Source organism: Butyrivibrio sp. NC2002 (assembly GCF_000702265.1).
Lineage (GTDB): Bacteria > Bacillota > Clostridia > Lachnospirales > Lachnospiraceae > Butyrivibrio.
Map to the genome: position 1 here is coordinate 680,991 of NZ_KL370880.1, position 23,749 is coordinate 704,739.

15 protein-coding genes are annotated in these 23,749 nt (G+C 40.6%); all 15 read left to right on the forward strand.

Annotation, left to right across the window (positions count from 1 at the left end; all coding sequences use genetic code 11):
* Positions 1–105 precede the first annotated feature (105 nt).
* The 15 genes from T543_RS10110 (at position 106) to T543_RS15300 (ending at position 23,749) form a co-directional block, all read left to right on the forward strand.
* Positions 106–573 carry a MarR family winged helix-turn-helix transcriptional regulator gene (locus T543_RS10110; RefSeq protein WP_035768026.1) on the forward strand — a complete coding sequence of 156 codons (468 nt, stop codon included), beginning with the start codon at positions 106–108 and terminating at the stop codon, positions 571–573.
* Between the two features lie 265 nt (positions 574–838).
* Positions 839–4,678, forward strand: a complete 3,840-nt coding sequence (locus T543_RS15295) for a starch-binding protein (protein ID WP_051638686.1) — start codon at positions 839–841, stop codon at positions 4,676–4,678.
* 115 nt (positions 4,679–4,793) lie between these two features.
* Entirely contained in the window at positions 4,794–7,175 is a 2,382-nt protein-coding gene (locus tag T543_RS10125) for a glycoside hydrolase family 31 protein (protein WP_051638687.1), read from the forward strand.
* Positions 7,176–7,328: 153 nt separating this feature from the next.
* Positions 7,329–7,697: a response regulator gene (locus T543_RS10130; protein ID WP_035768028.1), complete on the forward strand. Its 369-nt coding sequence runs from the start codon at positions 7,329–7,331 to the stop codon at positions 7,695–7,697.
* A gap of 105 nt (positions 7,698–7,802) precedes the next feature.
* Positions 7,803–10,949: a cellulase family glycosylhydrolase gene (locus T543_RS10135; RefSeq protein ID WP_197023951.1), complete on the forward strand. Its 3,147-nt coding sequence runs from the start codon at positions 7,803–7,805 to the stop codon at positions 10,947–10,949.
* 44 nt (positions 10,950–10,993) lie between these two features.
* On the forward strand, positions 10,994–11,560 hold the full coding sequence (gene rbr, locus T543_RS10140) for a rubrerythrin (protein ID WP_035768032.1): 567 nt from the start codon (positions 10,994–10,996) through the stop codon (positions 11,558–11,560).
* Positions 11,561–11,590: 30 nt separating this feature from the next.
* Positions 11,591–11,965: a desulfoferrodoxin family protein gene (locus T543_RS10145; RefSeq protein ID WP_035768035.1), complete on the forward strand. Its 375-nt coding sequence runs from the start codon at positions 11,591–11,593 to the stop codon at positions 11,963–11,965.
* Between the two features lie 14 nt (positions 11,966–11,979).
* The gene (locus tag T543_RS10150; RefSeq protein WP_035768038.1) at positions 11,980–13,782 is read left to right on the forward strand and encodes a hypothetical protein; all 1,803 of its coding nucleotides are present in this window, start codon (positions 11,980–11,982) and stop codon (positions 13,780–13,782) included.
* Positions 13,783–14,003: 221 nt separating this feature from the next.
* Positions 14,004–15,998: a 2-isopropylmalate synthase gene (locus tag T543_RS10155; RefSeq protein WP_035768042.1), complete on the forward strand. Its 1,995-nt coding sequence runs from the start codon at positions 14,004–14,006 to the stop codon at positions 15,996–15,998.
* Between the two features lie 57 nt (positions 15,999–16,055).
* A complete protein-coding gene (locus tag T543_RS10160; protein ID WP_035768045.1) occupies positions 16,056–16,496 on the forward strand; it encodes an SCP2 sterol-binding domain-containing protein in 441 nt (146 codons plus the stop codon).
* Between the two features lie 93 nt (positions 16,497–16,589).
* On the forward strand, positions 16,590–17,999 hold the full coding sequence (locus T543_RS10165; RefSeq protein ID WP_035768047.1) for an NAD(P)/FAD-dependent oxidoreductase: 1,410 nt from the start codon (positions 16,590–16,592) through the stop codon (positions 17,997–17,999).
* Positions 18,000–18,005: 6 nt separating this feature from the next.
* Positions 18,006–19,073, forward strand: coding sequence for a peptidylprolyl isomerase (locus T543_RS10170; RefSeq protein ID WP_035768050.1), 1,068 nt, complete (start codon positions 18,006–18,008; stop codon positions 19,071–19,073).
* A gap of 156 nt (positions 19,074–19,229) precedes the next feature.
* Positions 19,230–21,359, forward strand: coding sequence for a molecular chaperone HtpG (gene htpG, locus T543_RS10175; RefSeq protein WP_035768052.1), 2,130 nt, complete (start codon positions 19,230–19,232; stop codon positions 21,357–21,359).
* 181 nt (positions 21,360–21,540) lie between these two features.
* Positions 21,541–22,239, forward strand: coding sequence for an ABC transporter ATP-binding protein (locus tag T543_RS10180; protein WP_035768054.1), 699 nt, complete (start codon positions 21,541–21,543; stop codon positions 22,237–22,239).
* Between the two features lie 37 nt (positions 22,240–22,276).
* Positions 22,277–23,749 carry an efflux RND transporter periplasmic adaptor subunit gene (locus T543_RS15300; RefSeq protein ID WP_051638688.1) on the forward strand — a complete coding sequence of 491 codons (1,473 nt, stop codon included), beginning with the start codon at positions 22,277–22,279 and terminating at the stop codon, positions 23,747–23,749.

Here is a 23,749-nt window from a genome sequence, read left to right on the forward strand (position 1 = left end):
CGAAGTCAAAAGATATATTATAATATGTTGATAGGGACAGTGATCATGGTTGCATTTATGGTCTAAGTTTCCTACACATCATAGGATATAAAGGAATTTTTGATAATGTTAAGTACTGCTATCAGCCAGATTTATGACAAATTAAAGCTTCATTTTTACATGAAGGTTTACTCCAGATTTGAAAACAGGGAGGCGACACTGACTACAGTTGAATCCTTCAGTATGGAGGTTATCATGGCTCTGGATGAGCCGACGGTAGCAGAGTTTGCAAATGCCGTAAATATATCATCTCCAAATGCGGCTCACAGAATAAAATGCCTTATCCAGAAGGGATATGTTGAAAAAATAAGGTCAGAGGAAGATGCGAGGGAATATCACTTAAAGCCCACAAGAAAGTATCTGCTCTACAGAAAGATCAACGAGGATTACTTAAATATTATCATGGAAAGGTGTAAAGAGCGCTTTTCTCCGGAGGATTTTGATAAGCTCTGCGAGATGCTTGATATTATAAACAAAGAGCTCATGCCCGAGATAGACATAAAGGACTACAAATTTTTTGAAAAAATAAAATAATGAAACTTCCTGCATGACCTCTCGGGATGCGGGAAGTTTGCAAATGTAATAAAGATTGGAAAAAGAATGATAGGCCTTTGGACCAGGTTAAGGAGATCTGGTTCGAAGGTCTTTTTTATGGGACTCTTGTACAATTTTAACAAAAAACGTTTTCCAAATACGAATAACTTCAACAATTGACGCACACTGGATTTGACGTCTATAATTTGATTTATTGGGGTTAATCGATTAATTCATAGAAAGTGTGTGTATTAGGGAGGAAGAGATGAAAAAAGGTAAACATTTAGTTAAACGGTTTATCACTGCAGGAATCAGTGCATCAATGATCGCAGGATCACTTGGCAGTAATGTACCGCAGCTTACTTTGCATGCAAGTGCAGAAACGGAAGCAAATGAAGATATAAGCGAAGCATTTGTAGACGAAGCAGGTGATGGCGTCTTAGAAGATGCGGAAAAAGAAAATGCAGCTTCAGAAGGTACCGAATCAAAGGAAGAAGGTAGTTCCAAACAGGAAGAGGCTGCAGGAAGCGTAGAAGCCGTCTCTGAAGCAGAGGAAACTGCTGGTGACAGTAATGATTCTTCTGAGAATGAAGAAGAAAAACAGGAAGAACTTCAGCAGGAAAATGCAGATGATCCTATAACAGAAACATCTGATCAGAGTTCTGATGCTGAAGAAGTTGTTTCTGAAGATGAAGACAACGAAGAAACTTTGGATGATACCAAAGAAGAAATGGCAACAGCTCTTGAGGAAGAAGAGCTTACTGTCACTCTTGACAAGGAAAACTATCCAAATGTACATGAACTCGAGAACATAAACGATAGCAGTGATGTCAATAGACAATCAATTCATGACGGAGCAATACTTCATGCATTTTGCTGGAATTTCAATACCATAGCAGAGCATATGAAGGATATTGCTGATGCCGGATTTACAGCAATCCAGACATCTCCTATAAATGCATGTCTTTCAACTCATGATGCATTGTCACTTGACGGAACTCTTAATGGCACTGATGGAATGTGGTATTACCACTATCAGCCAACTGACTGGACGATTGGTAATTATCAGCTTGGAACAAGAGACGATTTTATAAATCTGTGTAATGTTGCAGACGAGTACGGGATCGGAATAATTGTTGACATTCTTCCGAATCACACAACACCTGAGTTTGCAGAGGTATCGCAGAATCTCATTGATGCGGTTGGAGGTATTGATAACCTCTATCATAAAAATGAGAGATCATCAATGAACTACAGCAACCGTGTAGAGGTTACCTATAATGATATGGGTGGTCTTTCCGACGTCGATACGGAAAATACTGATTTTCAGGATTATTTCTATTCATATCTTGAAGACTGTATCAACTGCGGTGCTGACGGCTTCAGAATAGATACTGCCAAGCATATTGCACTTCCGGATGACCCGGTCCCGGAAGTTTATGAGGATGAGCCTAAGAGAAATACTTTCTATCCGAATATGTCAAAAGCTCTTAATGATTATTCTGAAGAGACAAGCAGAAAAGGATATGACAATCTGTTTGTATATGGCGAAGTACTTCAGGGCGATTGCGACAGACTTGCAGGCTATCAGAACTATATTGGAGGAACCACAGCAAGTAACTATGGCTCATCTATAAGAAGTGCTCTTTCAGATAATAACTTTTCTGTAGGAAACATCATGGATTATAAGATTTATGATGATGGCGAAAATAAAGCTGATACAGATAAGCTTGTAACATGGGTTGAATCTCATGATAACTACATTAATGATAAGTCCTACAATACTGTAAATGATGCAGATACCATTCTTGGCTGGGCTATCATCGCAGCAAGAAAAGACGGAACACCGCTGTTTTTCTCAAGACCAAATAACAGCTCAAAGGATGCTCCTTTTGGAGACAATGTTCTCGGAGCTGCAGGCAACGACTTATATAAATCAAAAGATGTTGCAGCTGTAAATAAGTTCCGCACACTTATGGCAGGAAAAGACGAATATCTGTCAAATCCCGGCGGAGATACTCATACGCTTATGATAGAGCGTATGGACCAGGGTGAAGAAAATGCTGCAGGTGCTGTTATTGTAAATGCATGCAATTATCCTGTTTCAATAAGCGGAGAAACAAGTCTTGCTGACGGAGCTTATATAAATGATGTAGAAGGCGACAACGGACTCTTTATCGTTAAGGATGGAGTGATCAAAGGTCTACTTGAGCCTGAGGATGTAGTTGTTCTTACTGAGGCATCCGATGCAGATATTACAACAGTACACTTTAACAATACAGGTAAATGGGAGAATGTAACTGCAAATGTAGAAGGAATGGACGAGGCTATAAAGGGTGTCAGCGAAAACGATGGCTGGTACTTGTTCTATGTTCAGTCAAGTGATTTTACTATTTCATTTACAGACGGCACAAATACAACACTCTCTTATAATGTAAAAAATGTAAACGAAGCATTCATAACACCTGAGAAATCTGAAATATATAAAAGCAAAGAGCAGACAGATGATGCTCTTGGAGTTAAGACTGTTTCAGCATATTTCTATAATACACTCTTATGGGAAAATATCTGTGCTCATGCATGGATCACAGGCGGAGATTCGCTGACAACATGGCCCGGAAACAAAGTGTATGATGAAGGCGGAAACTGGTACAGGGCAGATTTCAAAGTTCCAAAGGATCTGGAAGGAACTTATAATGTTATTTTCAATCAGAACGGAAGTCCTCAGACTCAGAACATCGAAGGAATAGCTCCAGGAAGTGAAAAAATATTCTTCATGCCTAGTGCAGAGCAGGATGGTGGAAATATCAAGGTAGATACATTCTCTTCAAAAGAGGATGCGGAGACTGCATTTGGAGCTTCCCAAAACAGCACTACAGTATATTTTTATAACAAAGATAACTGGGAACAGGTTTATGCCTACACATGGGAGGCATGTAGTTTCGGAGAATGGCCCGGAGTACCTGCAGAAGCAGATGGTGAGGGATGGTACAAGATCACAGTTCCCGCTGGAGCAGGAGCTAATTTAAAAATAATATTCAATAACGGAAACAACGGAAGACAGACAGGTGATCTTACGATCAGCAACATAAGAGACAGATATGTATGCGATGACAGAATATTTGCGTCAAAGAAAGAAGCTCTAGGAGCTCCCGAAGAAGAAATAGTGCTTCCTTTCCCTGAGGATACGGATACTACAACAATTTATTATTATGATGATAATAACTGGGGGAAAGTCTATGCTTATGTATGGTCACATAACAGTGAGTACAATAATACGCTCGGCGGATGGCCGGGACTTCGCATGTACTCTGAAGGAAACGGATGGTATTACACCTATGTTCCTACTGACGCTATAGAGCATGGCGAGCTAAAATTCATAGCAAATTATAATGGCAAACAGCTTGAGGATAAAGAAATCGTTGATACAACAAATGTTTACTTTAACACAAAGGATTCTGTAGGCTACGCATCCAAGCAGGAAGCTCATCCGGAAAATAATGGAAATGAAGATCCCGGTGAAGAAAACCCCGGTGAAACTACCGCTCCTGATGAATCATCCAAAACTGTAGAAGAAGCTGAGAAAACAGAGCAAACAATCGCTGTAGCAGGAGTTACATTAAACAAGAATAGTGTTAAGATTGGAAAAGGCGGAACCTTCCAGCTGATAGCAACTGTAACTCCCGAAAATGCTACTGATAAAGAACTTGTATGGACAAGCAGCAACACCAAGATCGCAACAGTTTCTGCGGCAGGACTTATCAAGGCAAATAAAAAGGGTAAATGTGTGATCACCGTAACAACTAAGGATGGAAACTTTACTGCAAACTGCAAGGTTACTGTAAAGAAAGCGGTTAAGGTCACAGGCGTTAAATTAAATAAAAAGAATAAGACACTTAAGGTCGGAAAGACATACAAGTTAAAGGCAACAGTAAAGCCGAAGAATGCAACAATAAAGGATGTTAAGTGGTCAAGTGGCAACAAAAAAGTTGCAACAGTTGACAGCGAAGGAAATGTAACAGCAATATCCAAGGGAACAGCAGTAATAACTGTTAAGACTAAGGATGGAGCTTACAAGGCAACATGTAAAATCAAGGTAAAGTAAAGGTAAAGTAAGGGAGGAACCATCATGACGAAGTCATGATTTGGAATGGTTCCGACCGATAGGGCTGGATTGCGGAGCAATCGTGCCAATACATAATATACGAGGACAATAATCTATGACCAAAAACATTGCTAAAGGAGAGAACTACAGGATCACAGTTCTCACAGACAGACTTATAAGACTTGAGTATCAAAAAGAGGGCTTTTTCGAGGATAGGGCTACCAAGATGGTAGTATCCAGGGATTTTCCGGAAGTATGGGCTGACATAAATGATGGTGAGGACAGTCTTGTTATTGAGACAAAATCACTTGTTTTAAAGTATGACAAGAGAGAATTCTCACCGCTTGGTCTTTCTATCACGCTTAAGGATAGTAACAGTTTATGGAACTACGGAATGGGTGTTGGAAATGCGGACGGCAACCTGATGGGTACGGCCAGAACTCTTGACGGAGCAGATGGTGAGATCGACCTTGAAGGCGGTATTTTCGGACGAAAAGGCTTTGCGGTAATTGATGACAGTCATAGTCCTGTATGCGAAGCTTTGGCAGATGGAGCAGAATCTTTTATCAACAGAGAAAGAGAATGTGTTGATATATACTTCTTTGGTTATGGCACAGACTTTTTTGGCGGACTTAAGGATTTCTACAGACTGTGCGGAAAAACTCCCATGATCCCAAGATATGCTCTTGGAAACTGGTGGAGCAGATATTACGAATACACAGAAGAGTCCTACAACGAGGTAATGGATAATTTTGAAAAAGAAGAGATTCCTCTGAGTGTTGCGGTCATAGATATGGACTGGCATATTACCAAGGTCAATCCGAAATACGGAAGCGGCTGGACGGGCTTTTCATGGAACAGGGAGTTTTTCCCTGATCCTGAGAGGTTCCTTAAAAACCTTCACAAGAGAGGTCTTCATACAACGCTTAATCTTCATCCTGCAGACGGAGTCAGAGCTTTTGAGGATATGTATAAGCAGGTTGCAGATCGAATGGGAGTTGATGCTTCGAAAGAAGAACCTGTAGAATTTGACTTTGGAAATTCTGATTTCAGAGATACATATTTTGAGGAACTGATGCACCCCTATGAGAAGATGGGTGTTGATTTCTGGTGGATAGACTGGCAGCAGGGAACGGGAAAACATGCAGATGATGTAGATCCGCTATTTTTGCTTAACCACTATCACTACAAGGATCAGGAGGGCAGAAACGTACGTCCTATGATCTTTTCAAGGTATGCAGGTCCCGGAAGCCACAGATATCCTATAGGTTTTTCGGGAGATACCAAGATGACATGGAAGAGCCTTAGCTTCCAGCCTTATTTCACATCCACGGCAAGTAACATAGGCTATGGATGGTGGAGCCATGACATAGGCGGACATATGATGGGCTCAAAGGATCTGGAGAGGCTTGTTCGCTGGGTTGAGCAGGGTGTATTTTCTCCGATCATGAGACTTCACAGCAGTAACAGTCCTTTCCTGAATAAGGAGCCGTGGGTGCTCGAAGAACCCTATCACAAGATAATTGCAGATTTTATGAGGCTCAGGGCATCGCTTATTCCTTATCTTTATACTGAGACCTACAGGGCTTACAAAGATGACAAGCCGCTTATAAGGCCTATGTATTATGAACTTCCGGATGATGATACTGCATACAATGTTCATTGTGAATACGGCTTTGGTGAGCAGCTTATAGTAGGCGCGATCACAGGAAAACTTGATGCTGAACTAAAAATGGCCCCTGTAAATATGATAATTCCCAAGGGCAGATGGTATGACCTTCTAAACGGACTTATCTATGAAGGCAGAAGAGCAGGAAGATTATACAGAAAACTTGAGGAGACTCCGGTTCTCTTAAGAGAGGGCGGTATCGTGCCCATGAATTTAAATGACAGAGAAAACGGTGCGCCTAATCCCAAAGAACTTAAGCTATGCATCGGTGCCGGAAAAGAAGGCGAATACACTTTATATGAAGACGACGGAATCACCATGAATTATGTAGAGGGTGATTTTGTGACAACAACCTATTCTCAGACTTATAAGAAGGGAGCAAACGGTTTAGATTGCCTTGAATTTACAATAAATAAAGCTGAAGGCAATACAGACCTTATCCCCAAGGAAAGAGGATATGAACTTCATATTTACGGTGTGGATTTTGATGAGGTAAATGGCAGGGTAACTGCATCTGATTCATCATCCAATGGGCTTGATGCAGAGGCAAAGTATATTGAGGATAAGAAGGTCCTTGTAATTAAAACAGCTAAAGTCAGAACAGAAAGCGGAGCAAGCATTACAGTATCCGGACTAAGTCTTGCTGAAAATGATAAAAAGAAGAGAGTATTTGATATTCTTGAATATGCGTGGACAGGCATCATGACCAAGGATGCGGTTTACAATGCTCTTAGACAGTTATCTGATGATGAATTTATTAAATGGCTTTCCGAAGCAGATGTGTCCGAGAATTTAAAAGATGCAATAAATGAGATCTATTCTTTGTGAAAAGCTTTAGCAAAATGCAACGAAAAAGCGAATGAAAATTTAATAAACAATTGATAAATAATCTTCGTAATCACTTTTAGATAAGTATTCAAGGTTGTATAATATTTAATGACCTATCTCGCAACTTTATTACTCTTTTTACAGGGGGCAAATATGAGAAAAAGAATTCTTATAGCCGATGATACAGCTTTTTTTAGAGAGATGCTCAGGAATATTTTAAAACAAAGTGATTACGAGATTGTTGGTGAAGCAACTACCGGAGAACAGGCTGTTAAGATGTATGAAGAGAAAAAACCTGACCTTGTTATTCTCGACATCAATATGCCTGTTATGAATGGAATAGATGCGCTGACTGAAATCATGACTGCACATCCTGATGCCAATGTTATCATGTGTTCCGACCAGAAACAGGAACCGATGATTGTTATTGCGCTTAAACGTGGAGCGAAGGATTTTGTTATCAAACCCTTCCTCTCAACTGATGTATATCATGCTATTGATAAGGTTTTCGGGAAAGATTGAGAATGATAGATTATGCGTGCGAGGGTAAGCTTATTTTATAGGATTACGCTGATTTTAGTTGTAGTTCTTGCTTTTGCTTGCGTCTTCCTTTATCAGGGCAGCTATGTGCTTAAAAGTAGTGCTGCCGGGGAAGAGGTTAGTGTAGCGCGCCCTTCAAATTCGGGAAAACTTCATGTTGATGGTGTAAATCTGTGTGGTGAGAATGGAGAAGCTGTGCAGCTTCGCGGTATCAGCACACATGGTCTTACATGGTATCCGGAGTATATCGACAAGGATGTATTTTGTGAGCTTGCAGATGATTGGAACTGTAATCTCATAAGACTTGCCATGTACTCCGAAGTTTATTGTAACGGTGAAAAAAAAGAAAGCCTAAGGCTGGTGGAAAAAGGCATAGAAGCGGCAATCGCTGCTGATATGTATGTGCTTGTAGACTGGCACGTTCTAAATGACAAGGATCCTAACATCAATAAAGACGAGGCCTTAGAGTTCTTTGATCATATTTCTTCAAAATATTCACAATATCCTAACTTAATATTTGAAATCTGTAATGAGCCAAATGGCGATACAACCTGGGATGATATTACCAGGTACAGTAATGAGTTAATACCTGTTATCAGAAAAAACATGGAGGATTCGGTCATCATAATCGGAACTCCAAACTATGACAGAAATCTTGTGCCTGCAATACAAAGACCACTTAAATATGACAATGTGATGTATTCACTGCATTTCTATGCTGCAAGCCACTATGACGATCTGTTTGATGAACTGGTAAATGCCAGAGAGAGTGGACTGCCTGTTTTTGTAACGGAGTGTGGAATATCCTCGGAAAGCGGTGATGGAACAGTTGATAAGGAAAATGCAATAAGGTGGTTTGAGTATCTTCTTGAAAATAATATTGGATTTACTGTTTGGAATCTGTCAGATAAACAGGAGACCAGTTCATTTTTCAGAGCTCGCTCCAAAATAACGATCCCTATAAAGGATGAGATCCTGACAGGTACAGGCAAGTGGATCAGGGAACTGATAAGAGGAACAAAGCCCTCTGAGATTCCTGCATTTGATGAGGAGTTTGAAAGAGATAAGCCAAATGCCATAAATACTTTCATAAGCAGGTCTGTTACTGAAGATGGGTTTATCCAGATCGACAGGTGGGGCATTTATGCACTGATTTCTCTGCTTATTATGGCAGCTGCGCTGTTGACTAAGGATGTATATCGTACATTTTTCAGAAACAAGTGGACGACATTTTATGATGCTTATACAAAAGAAGAACTTGCAGGATGGAGTAAGAACAATAAGAACGACATAATTTATGCGAAAATGCTGTTGCTTGTAAGTGTATTTTATACGTTGATATATCTGATATGGAGAATTACAGGTTCGATTCCTTTTGAAAGTGGACCCCTGGCGGTAACAGCAAGCGTACTCCTGCTCATCGTAGAAATCATCGGATTTATTGAATCGGTAGCTTTATATGTAAATCTCCTGGGACTTAAGAATCATCCGCTTCCCGAAATTGCTGATGATGAGTACCCTGATGTGGATATTTTTATTGCGACCTATAACGAAGGTGAGGATATTCTGCTGAAGACCATAAATGGTTGTAAACACCTGAAATATCCTGATAAAAATAAAGTCCATATCTGGGTTTGCGATGACAACAGAAGAAGCAGCATGAGAGAACTTGCACAGAATATGGGGGTCGGATATTTTGACAGGCCGGACAACAAGGGTGCAAAGGCAGGTAATCTTAACAATGCTCTTGCAAAAACATCTTCGCCATACGTTGTTACACTCGACAGCGATATGATAGTTAAGAGTGACTTTTTGCTTAAGACCATCCCGTATTTTATTGATGTGGAGAAAAGAAATCAGGGTAAGAAAGAGGAAGACAAGATACATTTGGGCCTTTTGCAGTCACCACAGTGCTTCTATGATCGTGATGTTTTCCAGCATGCGCTTTACTCTGAAAGAAGAGCGCCCAATGAGCAGGATTTCTTTTACAGGACTATTGAGGTTGCAAAGACAACAACCAACAGTGTCATCTACGGCGGTTCCAATACTGTGATTTCAAGGCAGGCGCTTGAGGACATAGGCGGATTTTATACAGAGTCCATAACGGAAGATTTTGCTACGGGAATGCTTATTGAGGCAAAAGGCTACGTGAGCATGGCTATAGCTGAACCGCTTGCCAGCGGACAGACACCCCATACGTTTAAGGAGCATATCAAACAAAGAAGCAGATGGGGCAGAGGAGTTATTGTTACAGCCAGAAAGCTTAAACTTATCCGCAGAAAGGATATCAATCTGGCGCAGAAGCTCAGCTATCTTAGCTCAGTCATATATTGGTATTCACCGATGAAAAATATGATATATATGCTCTCTCCGATTGTTTTTGCAACCTTTGGGATACCTGTTCTTAAATGCAACTGGCTGGAACTGCTGGTGTTCTGGTTCCAGATGTATATGATTCAGGATATTACACTTAGAGTAATAAGTAAAAATACAATATCCACCAAGTGGTCGGGAATCTATGAAACAAGCACCATGCCGGGGCTTTTTATGCCGATATTGAAGGAAAGCCTTGGAATAACAATGTCAACCTTCAAGGTTACGGATAAATCAGCAAAACCGGTAAAACAGTCATTGGATATTAAGGAAATGCTTCCGTTTATTATTCTGACTGTTTTGTCTGTAGCGGGAATAATCAGGGTTATCACTATATTTGAGTCCTTGCAGATCGTGAGCCTTCTCATTCTTTTATTCTGGATGATAAGAAATCTGTACTTCCTGATCATGGCAATGTTCCTTATAGACGGCAGGGAGTCCGATGCAGAGCCGGTTGAGGTTATAGATGCAGAACCGGTTGAGGTTAAGATCCTTCACGGAAAAGGAAAGGGAGAGATATCATACGGAGTTACAACAAGGCTTACAGAGCATAGCATACGAGTTTTTCTCGATGAAGGGGAAGGCGTATACAGAGGTGCATCTGTGGAGGTTACGATAGACAACGGAGAGTACAGAGTTGTATTTGACGGAACGGTTACACATGTTCATTTGTCAAAGGATGGAAGTAAGGCAAATTACAGCATCGAGATACTTGATCTTGGAAATTACAAAGAAGAGTACTTACAGATATTGTTTGACAGAATACCATCGCTTCCGCAATCTCTTCAGAGAGATTTTGGAATAGTTTCGCACCTGTGGCAGAACATTGTACACAGAGTAGCGAGAGCAAGACAAAGTTAAGGGCTTTAAAAAATTACTTATAGTGCGAAAGGAGGAGATTTTTAATGGCAGACAACAACAAATGGAGATGCAGGGCAGAGGATTTGAAGGGGACTCAGACAGAAAAGAACCTTCAGGCTGCTTTTGCGGGAGAATCAGAAGCGAGAAATAAGTATACTTTCTTTGCTTCGAAGGCAAAGAAGGATGGATTTGTCCAGATATCCAATATCTTTGCTGAGACGGCTGCAAATGAAAAAGAGCATGCCGAAATATGGTACAAGATACTTACCGGAATCGGGTCAACTATTGAGAACCTGAAAACAGCTGCCGAAGGAGAAAGCTATGAGTGGAAGGAGATGTATCCTTCATTTGCAAAGACAGCCAGAGAAGAGGGATTTGATGAAATAGCAGAACTTTTTGAAGGTGTAGCTGCAATTGAAAAGGAGCATGAGGAGAGATATAAAAAGCTCCTTAAAAACATCGAGGACAAGATTGTATTTTCAAGAGACGGCGACTGTATCTGGCAGTGCGGAAATTGCGGTCATATTGTTATAGGACCTGATGCTCCTGAGGTTTGCCCGGTTTGCAATCACCCTCAGTCATACTTCCAGATCAAGGCAGAGAATTACTGATCAATTTTTCATAAAAAAAGGAGGAAAACAATGAAATTCTATAAGTGCGAAAAATGCGGTAGTTTTGTTATTAAGATAAATGATGCAGCTTGCAATCCTGTCTGCTGCGGGGCTCCAATGACTGAGCTTGTTCCCGGTGCTACAGACGGCGCGCATGAGAAGCATGTGCCTGTTGTAACTGTTGACGGAAATAAGATAACAGTTCAGGTAGGAGAAGTTGAACATCCCATGATGGATGCTCATTATATCCAATATATCTGGCTTGAAACAGATAAAGGCTTCATGCAGAAGGATCTGAAACCCGGTGATAAGCCGGTGGCAGAATTTGTTTTAGCTGACGGCGAAAAAGCTAAAGCTGCGTATGAATTCTGTAATCTGCATGGATTGTGGGTTAAAGAGATTTAATAAGGAGTTAAGATATGCCTATTAATGAAGTTCCGAGGTGGAAACAAAAGCTTATTGGGAGAGAGCATAGATGGACAAAATTGTATGAACTTTTTTACAACTCATATATGGGAGTTGGAGAAGCAGCTATTTCATCAGCAGGGGAAGTGATACCGGAAATAGTGGAAAATGCAACTTCTGATTCGAATTTTTTTGCGGCTCCTGTCAAAGTTATGGGCAAGAATTTCTATCCGGGAATCAAGACAGGCTTTATAAGAGACAAAATGAAAGTTTATGCGGCTGCAGGTGCTAAAAAGGCAACTGCGGCTGCGTTTAACAAAGGCGCCGAGGTGATACAAAATGCAGAGCTTGTAGATACTAAATTCAACATGACTGCATATGATGTAGAGCATGACATTGTCACTAGCGGCGTTTATCTTAATGAAGAGAAAATTGCAGAACTCAAATCACAGACAGGGTACGATTTTAACAGCCAATACTTTATGGAAAAAGTAAAAAGGGCTATTCGCAGTGCGGGTGACAGGTTTAACGACTTTGAATGGCGCGAGATGATCATGCCGTATATATTAAAGACTGCATTCAAGGAAGAAATTGAACAAATGTATATGTTCATCTCCACAAATGCTAATGAAAACGGAGTGCTATCCACTGAACTTTTGGATAATACTCTTACAAAAGCTACGGGGATGATGAAAGATATTATTTCCGAATATACGACAAAGCTTGCTAATGATGCGGATGTTCTGGCTGTTCCGATGCGATTATCGTCGCATGAGCCGGATCCTATGAGCAGTGCGCTAAAACCTGAAGACATGACTGCAAAAGAAGAGAAGCGCTATGATCGTGCCAAAAAGAGCTTTGATAAAAACGGATCTTCTTTCATTTTGCATGAGTCGGAACTAAGACTTTATAGAGAAAGAGCACTTGCGGTTTTCAAAAATAAGAAACCCGCTGAAATAGAGCATGACTTTAATGAAAAGATGAACAGCGGTCTGACTGCCGGAAAGGGACTTGATGATAAAGAAGTCGTAAAGGCGGTTTTAGAGGTTAGAGAATTAAGAAAACGTTATAACAAGAGAGGATTTTTTAACAAGTATCTCTTTCATCCTTTTGATGCAAAAAAAGAGCGCGATGCATTAAACAGAATGAGAGGAGTGCTTAATGAAAGGTATTCTAAGGATGCTGTAGACAGAGTATTGCGGGATCAGGAATATGTTTCAAATGAAAGCTATAACGCTAAGAATCTGTATAATCTTGCTGATGCAAGTCCAAGAGATATGTGGAGTCAACATGTCGGAGATGTAGTTGGTTCTTACACTTTTAAGGTTATAAGAAAAATCGTTGATGATGCAGTTGCTCCTGTTACTAATATTGCGATAACAGGTGCAAAGATCGCAGGAGGAATGATCAAAAGAGTCACCAATAAGGTCTACAATTATTTTAAAGGAGGCGCGGATAATGCTTCCGAAAATGAAGAACCTAAGCAAAATAATATCATCGAAGAAAACAGTGCTCTTATGCCGGAAGATGAGCCGCAAAATGACAACTCACAAAGTAAGAAAGTAAACATAAACAAGAATGAAAAAGAAGTGATCAATGTGAATGGTGAGGAGTTTGTGGAGGCGGATTCTTTTGAAGAAGAGAATAATAATCCGGATGCGCATAAGGAAGGTACCAAGGTTATCTCTATAGATGATCTGAAAAAGCGGGAGAATAAAGGTAACGAGAAAGCTGACCATCATGATAACAAGCTCCAAAAGGAGAAAGGACAGATTAAGAAAGACGGAAAAGAAAAGCTGATAGAGAATAATATATGATACTAGGGGACGGGGTTAGGGGATCATTTTCTGGCAAATTGTATTGTATTGCGTTTTCAGAAAATGGTCCCCTAACCCCGTCCCCCAGGTTCACTACATTAAAATAAATCAATAAAAATGATTAAATTTACCACTATTATTTATTTTTTGTGGTGTTAAAATAAAAAATATCAAAAAGTACATATGATTTTTATCTTGCCACAATATTTGAGGAGGACGTTATGAAAAATTTCGAAAAGTATCAGAGACAGTATTTCATGCCACCCCGGATTTCCTATGACTGGGTAAAAAAAGATTATTTAGATCATCCGCCTATCTGGTGTAGTGTGGATTTAAGAGATGGTAACCAGGCACTTATCGAGCCTATGAGTCTTGATGAAAAGCTTGAGTTTTTTACCATGCTCGTTGAACTCGGATTTAAGGAAATTGAGATTGGATTTCCTGCTGCATCTGAGACAGAGTTTGAATTTGCGCGTACTCTTATCGAGAAGAACATGATTCCCGATGATGTAACCGTTCAGGTTCTTACACAGGCAAGAGAGCATATCATAAAGAGAACCTTTGAAGCGGTTAAAGGTGCGCCTAAGGCGATCATTCATTTGTACAATTCCACTTCGGTTGCTCAAAGAGAGCAGGTATTTAAAAAGAATAAAGAGGATATCAAACAGATCGCTGTTGATGGAGCAAAGCTTCTTGCCAAGCTTGCAAGCGAGACAAGCGGAAACTTTTCGTTTGAATACTCACCAGAGAGTTTCCCGGGAACAGAGGTTGATTATGCAGTAGAAGTCTGCAATGCGGTTCTTGATGTATGGAAGCCTACAAAAGAGAACAAGGTTATAATCAATATTCCCACAACGGTTGAGATTGCGATGCCTCACGTTTTTGCAACTCAGGTTGAATATATACATAAAAATCTGAAATACAGAGATGCTGTAACTCTTTCACTTCATCCTCACAATGACAGAGGAACAGGCATCAGTGATGCGGAGCTTGGATGCCTTGCGGGAGCTGACAGAATAGAGGGTACTCTTTTTGGAAACGGAGAAAGAACCGGTAATGTTGATATAGTGACACTTGCAATCAACATGTATTCTCACGGCGTAGATCCGGGACTTGATTTTAGCAATATTAATAAGATAGGCGAAACCTATGAGAGACTTACAAGAATGCGCATATTTGAGCGCCAGCCCTACGCAGGACAGCTTGTGTTTACAGCATTTTCCGGATCTCATCAGGATGCTATCAGTAAGGGCTTTTCATGGCATGAAGCAGGAAAAGATAATGGTATATGGACAGTTCCGTATCTGCCGATCGATCCCAAGGATCTTGGAAGAGAATATGACGGCGACGTTATCAGAATTAATTCTCAGTCAGGAAAAGGTGGCGTAAGCTATATTCTTAAGACAAATTATGGTATGATGGTGCCTAGGGAAATGCAGGCGGATGTCAGCTACACTATCAAGGACGTATCCGACAGAGAACATGCCGAGCTTGCACCCGGACGTATTTATCAGATATTCGAAGATAAATATGTTCACAACGAATCAGTATTCAAGGTACTGGATGTTCATTTTAAGCAGGTAAACGGAATACTTGCCCAGGTTACGATCTCTCATGCAGGAAAAGAGCATGTTATTGAGGCTAACGGAAACGGTCGTCTCGATGCGGTAAGTAATGCTTTTAAGCTTTACTTCAATATCAGCTATGAGCTCTCTGTTTATGAGGAACATGCGCTTAGCAGAGGTTCATCCTCCAAGGCATGTACCTACGTTGGCATAACCTGTGGCGGCAGTAAGTTCTGGGGAGTTGGCATAGACGAGGATATCATCAGATCCTCAATAAATGCGCTTACAGTTGCTGTGAATCAGCTTGATCAGGTAAAATCAAGTACAGATGCCAAAGATGAACGAATTAGTGCTATACTTAATTATATTCAGGAGAACTATCTTACAGTTACTCTTGATGATCTTTCGAGAGAGTTTTATCTCTCTAAGCCGTATTTGTCAAAATATATTAAAGAGAAATCGGGCATGACTTTTGGCGAGAACGTCAAGAAGATCAGACTTAAGAAAGCCAGCATCCTTCTTAAGAACGGAAACATGAAGGTAGAACGCGTTGCGGAAGCAGCAGGATACCAGAATGTTGAGCATTTCAACAGACTCTTTAAGAAAAAATACGGCATGACACCGGTGCAGTATCGCAGCAGTAGCCGCTGATAACTGATAGATTCCCGGAATGGGAAAATTTTTAATTTTTTATTAGGGGAGGACAAAATGACCTACGAAGAAATCGTTGCAAAAGTCAAAGAAGCAGCAAAGGATGTTGATGTTAGCGGAGTAAAGGAGCACGCTGCTTTCCAGTTCAATATCACAGGAGAGGGCGAAGGCGCTTTTTATGTTGAGATTGATGATGGTAAGATTAATGTTGAGCCTTATGAGTACTTCGACAGAGACATTCTTGTATATACATCTGCAGCTGATCTTGTGGAGATCCTTGAGGGCAAGACAGATTTTGTAAATGCATATCTTACAGGAAAGATAAGTGCTGAAGGTGATCTTAGAAAAGCTGACCTCTTAAAGGGACTTGGCGCAAAGGCAAAGGAACCCGCACAGAAGAAGGCTCCGGCTAAAAAGGCAGCTTCTGCAAAGAAGCCTGCAGCTAAAAAGACTACAGCCAAGAAAGCACCGGCAAAGAAACCGGCAGCAAAAAAATGATCAAGGACTTAAAAAAGAAGTAATTTGCGGGGCGGCTGCTACAATTTATTGTGGCAGCCCTTTTTGCCCTGTTAAAAAGAAAGGTGGGATAAAATGGCAGAAAGAAAGGTTGATGTACTTATTATCGGTGCAGGACCGGGAGGCATTTTTTGTGCATATGAACTTGCAAGAAAAGAGCCTGATCTTAAGATAATGATAATTGAAAAGGGACGTTCAATTGAGAAGAGACAGTGTCCAAAACGTACAACCGGAAAGTGCATGGGATGCAAGCCCTGTTCTATAACAACAGGTTTTGCGGGAGCCGGTGCTTTTTCGGATGGTAAGCTGTCGCTTTCTCCGGATGTTGGAGGAACTCTTCCGGACATCTTAGGCTATGACGAAGCTACCAAACTGATAAAAGAATCCGATGATATTTACCTTAAATTCGGCGCAGATACCAATGTATACGGCATTGACAAAGCAGAACAGATAAGGGAAATAAGGCGCAAGGCAATAAATGCAAACCTCAAGCTTGTCGAGTGTCCGATAAGACATCTTGGTACAGAGGAAGGCTACAAGATATACAGTAAGCTCCAGGAACATCTCAAGGAAAGCGGAGTCGAGCTGATGTTTAATACAATGGTTGAGAAGATCATTGTAGAGGACGGCACGGCTGTCGGAGCTATAATTGATAACGGAGATGTAATAAAAGCTGATGAGATAGTTTCTGCTGTGGGTCGTGAAGGTGCTGACTGGTTCAGAGCACAGTGCGAGGAGATCGGAATTGAAACAAAACCGGGAACCGTTGATGTCGGAGTAAGAGTTGAAGTAAGAGATGAGATCATGCAGAGCCTTAATGAAAATCTCTATGAGGCCAAGCTTATATATCATACTCCAACATTTGACGACAAGGTGCGTACTTTCTGCACAAATCCTTCAGGTGAAGTAGCTACCGAATACTATGAGGGCGGACTTGCTGTTGTTAACGGCCATGCATATAAGAGCAAGGAATACAAGACCAATAACACCAATTTTGCGCTGCTTGTATCCAAGAATTTCACCAAGCCCTTTAAAACGCCTATAGAATATGGTAAAAAAATAGCTGAGCTTGCAAATATGCTCTGCGATGGCAAAATCCTTGTTCAGACATACGGCGATTTTAAGAGGGGCAGAAGAACTACGGATGAGAGACTTGCAAGAAACAATCTCATTCCTACACTTAAGGATGCTGTACCCGGTGACTTATCGCTTGTATTTCCTCACAGAATAATGGTTGATCTTGATGAGATGATCCAGGCCCTTGATAAAGTAACTCCCGGAATTGCTTCTGAGGAGACACTTCTTTACGGTGTGGAAGTAAAATTCTATTCCAACAAGGTCATTGTAAATAAGGATTTTGAGACCAGTATAGCTCATCTTAGAGCAATTGGTGATGGAGCCGGAATAACAAGAGGACTTCAGCAGGCAAGTGCAAACGGCCTTAAGGTTGCACGCAGCATTTTGGAAAAGAGGAGTAACGCATAAAACATAATGGGGATTAAGATCTTTCGCTATTTCATAAAAAATACAGCGCTTATCATGATGGCAGGTGTTTTTGCTTTTACATCCGCAGGCTGCGGAGAACTGGACAATACAAAGATAGTACTGACAACAGGTTTTACCGGAGATGAGCTATTCAGGATAGAGGATCTGTCATGTACCCTCCCAGAGTTCATGGTTTATTATGTGAATTCCAAAGATGCATATCAAAACAGCTTTGGAGAGGGTATATGGGATACAACAACTGATGGCGAAAGCTTCGATGAAAAAGTAAAGAAGAACTGTCTTTCGACACTTGCCCAGGTAAAGGCAATGAATCTGCTCGCAAGGGAAAATGAAATAGAACTTTCCGACCAGGAGATTTCCCAGGCAAAGAGTGCGGCAGAGGAGTATTATGGTTCTCTTACAAGTGAAGAGATAAGTGCAATGAAGAATGTCACAAAGGACCAGATAGAGAATCTGTACAAAGAATATGCACTTGCCGATAAGCTCTATGAATATATTATCAAGGACATTAATCCTGAAATAAGCGATGATGAAGCAAGAACCATTACGGTAGAACAGATAGTTTTTAAGACTTACACACTTGATTCGCAGGGTGAGAAAGTATCTGTCAGCGACTCGGAAAAATCAATCATTTTAAATAATGCAAGGAGCATTCTTGATCAGATAAATGAAGGTGCTGATTTTGACGTACTTATGGAGCAGTATAATGAGGCTGATGAGGGCACTGTATCATTCGGCAAGGGTGAAGTTGATAAGATCATAGAAGACGCCGCATTTGACCTGGATTCGGGAGAAGTCAGCGGAATAATTGAGACAAATGATTCCTATGTGATCCTTAAGTGCATCAGTACCTTTAACAGAGAGGAGACTGAGGCCAACAAGGTAAGGATAGTAGAGGAGAGAAAAAGAGAAGTTTTTGGCGAGCAATATGATGCGTTCACGGCTTCACTCTCCAAAACACTTAATACGGATCTGTGGAACAACATAAAATCAGAAGAATCCGAAAATGTAACAACCACCTCATTTTTTGATGTATATCACAATTACTTCTAGAGCATGAACTGGCAAGAAATACATTTGTTAGCACTCATTTTTGATGAGTGCTAATTTTTTATTGACTTTTAGGTCCTGTGGTTTTAAACTCATATTTGTGGGTATTCTATTTAAAATAGAACAGAACAATATTCACTATATACGGAGGCAACACAAATGGACAAAAAAGGTAATCTTTCAATCAATTCCGAGAACATGTTCCCGATTATAAAGAAGTGGTTATATTCAGACCATGACATATTTTACCGTGAGGTAATTTCAAACGCATGTGATGCTATCACAAAGATAAAGAAGATGGATATGATGGGAGAGTACACTCTTCCCGATGGTTATAAACCTCGCGTAGACATCATTCTTAACGATAAGGACAAGACTATCAAGATCGTAGATAACGGTATTGGTATGACTGCAGAAGAAGTTGAGGAATACATCAACCAGGTGGCATTTTCAGGAGCTACCGACTTCCTTAACAAATATAAAGATAAAGCAAACGCAGACCAGATCATAGGTCACTTTGGTCTTGGCTTTTATTCAACATTCATGGTATCTGACTATGTAGAGATTGATACACTTTCTTATAAATCCGATGCAGAGTCTGTTCACTGGACCTGCGATGGCGGTTCTGATTTCGAGATGAAGGACGGAGAGAAGAAGGAGATCGGTACAACGATCACTCTTCACCTGTCTGATGACTGCCTTGAATTCTGCAACGAGTATAAGGCAAGAGAAGTAGTTGAGAAGTACTGCTCATTCATGCCTTATGAAATCTATATTTCAAGAGAAAACGAAGAAGGTACTGAGACGATCAAGGAATCTGAGAAGCGCGATGATGATGTTGTGATCGAAGTTATCGAGCCCAAGGAGAAAGAAAATGCAGCTGATTCCGACAAAGCTTCAGAGGAAAACAAGGAAGAAGAGAAGAAGCTCAAGATCCGCAGAAGACCTCAGCTTGTTAACGATACACATCCTCTTTGGGCTAAGACACCCAAGGATTGTACTGATGACGAGTACAAAGAATTCTACAGAAAAGTATTCCGTGACTACAAGGAGCCACTGTTCTGGATCCACCTCAACATGGACTATCCTTTCAACTTAAAGGGAATCCTTTACTTCCCTAAGATCAATATGGAATTTGAATCTGCAGAAGGTACGATAAAGCTCTACAACAACCAGGTATTTATTGCTGATAACATTAAAGAAGTTATTCCTGAATACCTTATGCTCCTTAAGGGTGTTATTGATTGTCCTGACCTTCCGCTTAACGTTTCAAGAAGTGCTCTTCAGAATGACGGATTTGTTAAGAAGATTTCTGATTATATTTCAAAGAAGGTTGCTGAAAAGCTTGCAGGACTTTGCAAGACAGATAAGGAGAACTACGACAAATACTGGGAAGATATATCTCCTTTCATCAAGTACGGCTGCTTGAAAGACGATAAGTTCTGCGAGAAGATGAATGACTACATCCTCTTTAAGAATCTGGATGGAAAATATCTAACACTTCCCGAAGCACTTCAGATCAACAAGGAAGCTGAAGAAGCTGCAGCAAAGGATGAGGCAACTGACGAGAATGGCAATAAGGTAGAAGCTGATGTTGTCGATGCAGAAGGCAAGCCTGTAAATGCTGATGAGAATAAGGCTACTGAAGATAAAAAGGAAGAAGAAAAAGAAAAAGAGCCTCGCACTATTTACTATGTAACAGATGAACAGCAGCAGAGCCAGTACATCAACATGTTCAAGGCTCAGAAGATGGATGCTTTCATTTTGAACCACAACATAGATGTTCCTTTTATCCAGCAACTTGAAGCTAAGAATCAGGATATCAGATTCCAGAGAATCGATGCTGATCTTACAGATACTTTTAAGTCAAAGACTTCTAAAAAGGCAGCAGCTGAGTTCGAGGAGATTGAGAAGGATCTCGGAGAAAAGATGAAGAAGGCTCTTCACAATGAGCAGCTTGTTGTGAAGGTAGAAAAGCTCAAGGACAAGAAGATTTCTTCAATGCTTACAGTTTCTGAGGAAACACGTCGTATGCAGGATATGATGAAGATGTATGCTGCTAACGGAATGATGATGGGCGATCTTGGAATGGGTGGAGCTACACTTGTTCTTAATGCAAACCATCCTCTTGTTAAGTATGTAATGGAAAACAAAGAGGGCGAGAATGTAAATACTATCTGCGAGCAGCTCTATGATCTTGCGAGAATCCAGAATGCTCCTCTTGATGCTGAGTCTATGACTAAGTTCGTTCAGAGAAGCAATGATATCATGATGCTTCTTGCAAAGTAATAATTAGTAAATTTAATCAGGCCGAAATCACTGTTGGTTTCGGCCTGAAAATAATTAATGAAGACTTTTACAGATTGATTTCGTTATATTTTTTAGGTATGATTTTTTCAGTTTATAGTTTTTTTGTTTTTCTGAAGAAAAACAGAAATCCAGAGTGTATTTTGAAAATGAGGAGGTAACGATGCCGGCACTGGTAGAAGTACAGGACGTTTGTAAAATATATGATCCCGGCGAAAATGAAGTCAGAGCTCTTGATCACGTTAGCCTGACGATTGATGAAGGGGAATTCGTAGCAATAATCGGTCAATCCGGATCCGGAAAATCCACCCTTATGAACATGCTGGGGTGTCTTGATACCCCTACAAGTGGCAAATATATGCTTCACGGGACAGATGTTTCTCATATGACGGATGACGAACAATCTGATGTCAGAAACCGTGAGATAGGATTTATCTTTCAGGGATTTAATTTAATACCATCACTTACTGCGATAGAAAATGTGGAATTGCCTCTTATGTACAGAGGAGTATCCAAAAAGACTCGCATGGAATTGTCAAAGACTGCTCTTGAAAGAGTAGGACTTGCCAACAGAATGACTCACAAACCCTCCGAATTGTCAGGAGGTCAGCAGCAGAGAGTGGCAATAGCAAGAGCGATAGCCCAGGCACCGCCTATTCTTCTTGCGGATGAGCCCACCGGCAATCTGGACAGCGGCTCCAGCAGGGAAATTATAGACATAATAAAGAAATTGCATGGAGAAGGCAGAACGGTCATCCTTATAACACATGACCCGGGGATTGCCAGCAGAGCAAAGAGAATTATTACTATCGGTGATGGAAAGATCTTAAGCGATGTAATTAATGATAAATATGAAGAATAAACTTTTTTGACAACATCTATTTATGAAGGGAGAAGTTATGAGTCCTTTTTTCAAGAAAAAAGAACAGGGTGAAAATGCAAGTAACGGGGCAAAAAAGAAGGGGATAAAGAAATATCTGATAATAGGTGCAGCAGGTGTTATCGTAGCCCTGCTCATAGTTAGAAATATCACTTCCAAAAACGCACCGATACCGGTTACTACTGATACGGTAATGAAAGGTGATATCGAAGTTGTCGTTTCCATCAGCGGCAATATTGCTTCTGATGAGACAAAGACTTATTATGCAACAGTTTCTGCGCCTCTTGATACCTTTGAGTTTAAGAAGGGCGACAGGGTCGAAAAAGGCGATGTTTTATATGCCTATGATGCAGAGGACCTTGAAAATGAAAAAAAGAAGGCGGAGCTTAATCTTACACAGGCTAACGGCAACTACAGCGGAAGCATTGAAAAGAATAATAAGGCTACAGATGTCCTTGTGGGAAACAGCATTCACGATATCAATACAAGGCTTGACGAGATAACAGCTGAAATAGATGACATTAATAACAAGATAACAGAGAAAACAACCAGGATGAACAGGACACTTACCGATCTGCAGAAGGTAAGCGGAGATGTTGATGAGAACGGAATATCAGACAGCTATGATGTTACCGATAAAAATAATGCTCCCAATGAAAGAACTGCTGAAAACGGTAACCAGATGTCACTTGAGATTCAGAATGCTATAGCAGAAGTTCAGTATGCGCTTCAGAATGATCCTGAGATCCAGGAGTGGAACAGACAGATAACAGCTCTTAATGAGGAAAAGGCTAAGCTTTCTGAACAGGCTTCTGTAGAACAGTCAAGACTTACTTCAGGTGAAAAGAGCGCCATGGAGGCTCAGAGAGAGATCAGTGAACTTGAGAGCAGTAGCAGCATAAAAGACATTGAAGAAGTTGAAGGCGGAGTAAAAGCTGACTTTGGCGGAGTAGTTACAGAAGTTGCCGCAGAAAAAGGTATGACAACCACTCCGGGCACCAAGCTTCTTACGATCGAAAGCACTGATGACGTACGAGTTGATATACAGATTTCCAAATCAGATATACCTAAGATCGCACTTGGACAGAAAGTTGACATAACAGTTAACGGATCAACTTATGAAGGCGAAGTGGCTCAGATTTCAGGTGCAGCAACCAACAATTCAAGCGGAGTGCCTGTTGTCAATGCACAGATAAAGATCAAAAACCCTGACGATAAGATAATCCTTGGCGTGGAAGCAAGTAATAAAATCCACACAGATAAAGCCGAAGGAGTTCTTGTACTTCCTTTTGAATACATAGGAACAGATTCGGAAGGCGATTATGTTTATGTTATTGAAAACGGAGTTCTTGTAAGAAAAAATGTAACACTTGGACTTACTAACAGTACTGATGCTCAGATTGAAGAGGGACTAAGTGAAGGTGACGAGATCGTAACCACTGATATCAGTACTCTTGAAGCGGGAACCAAAGTAGTTGCTGTAAAGGATTAA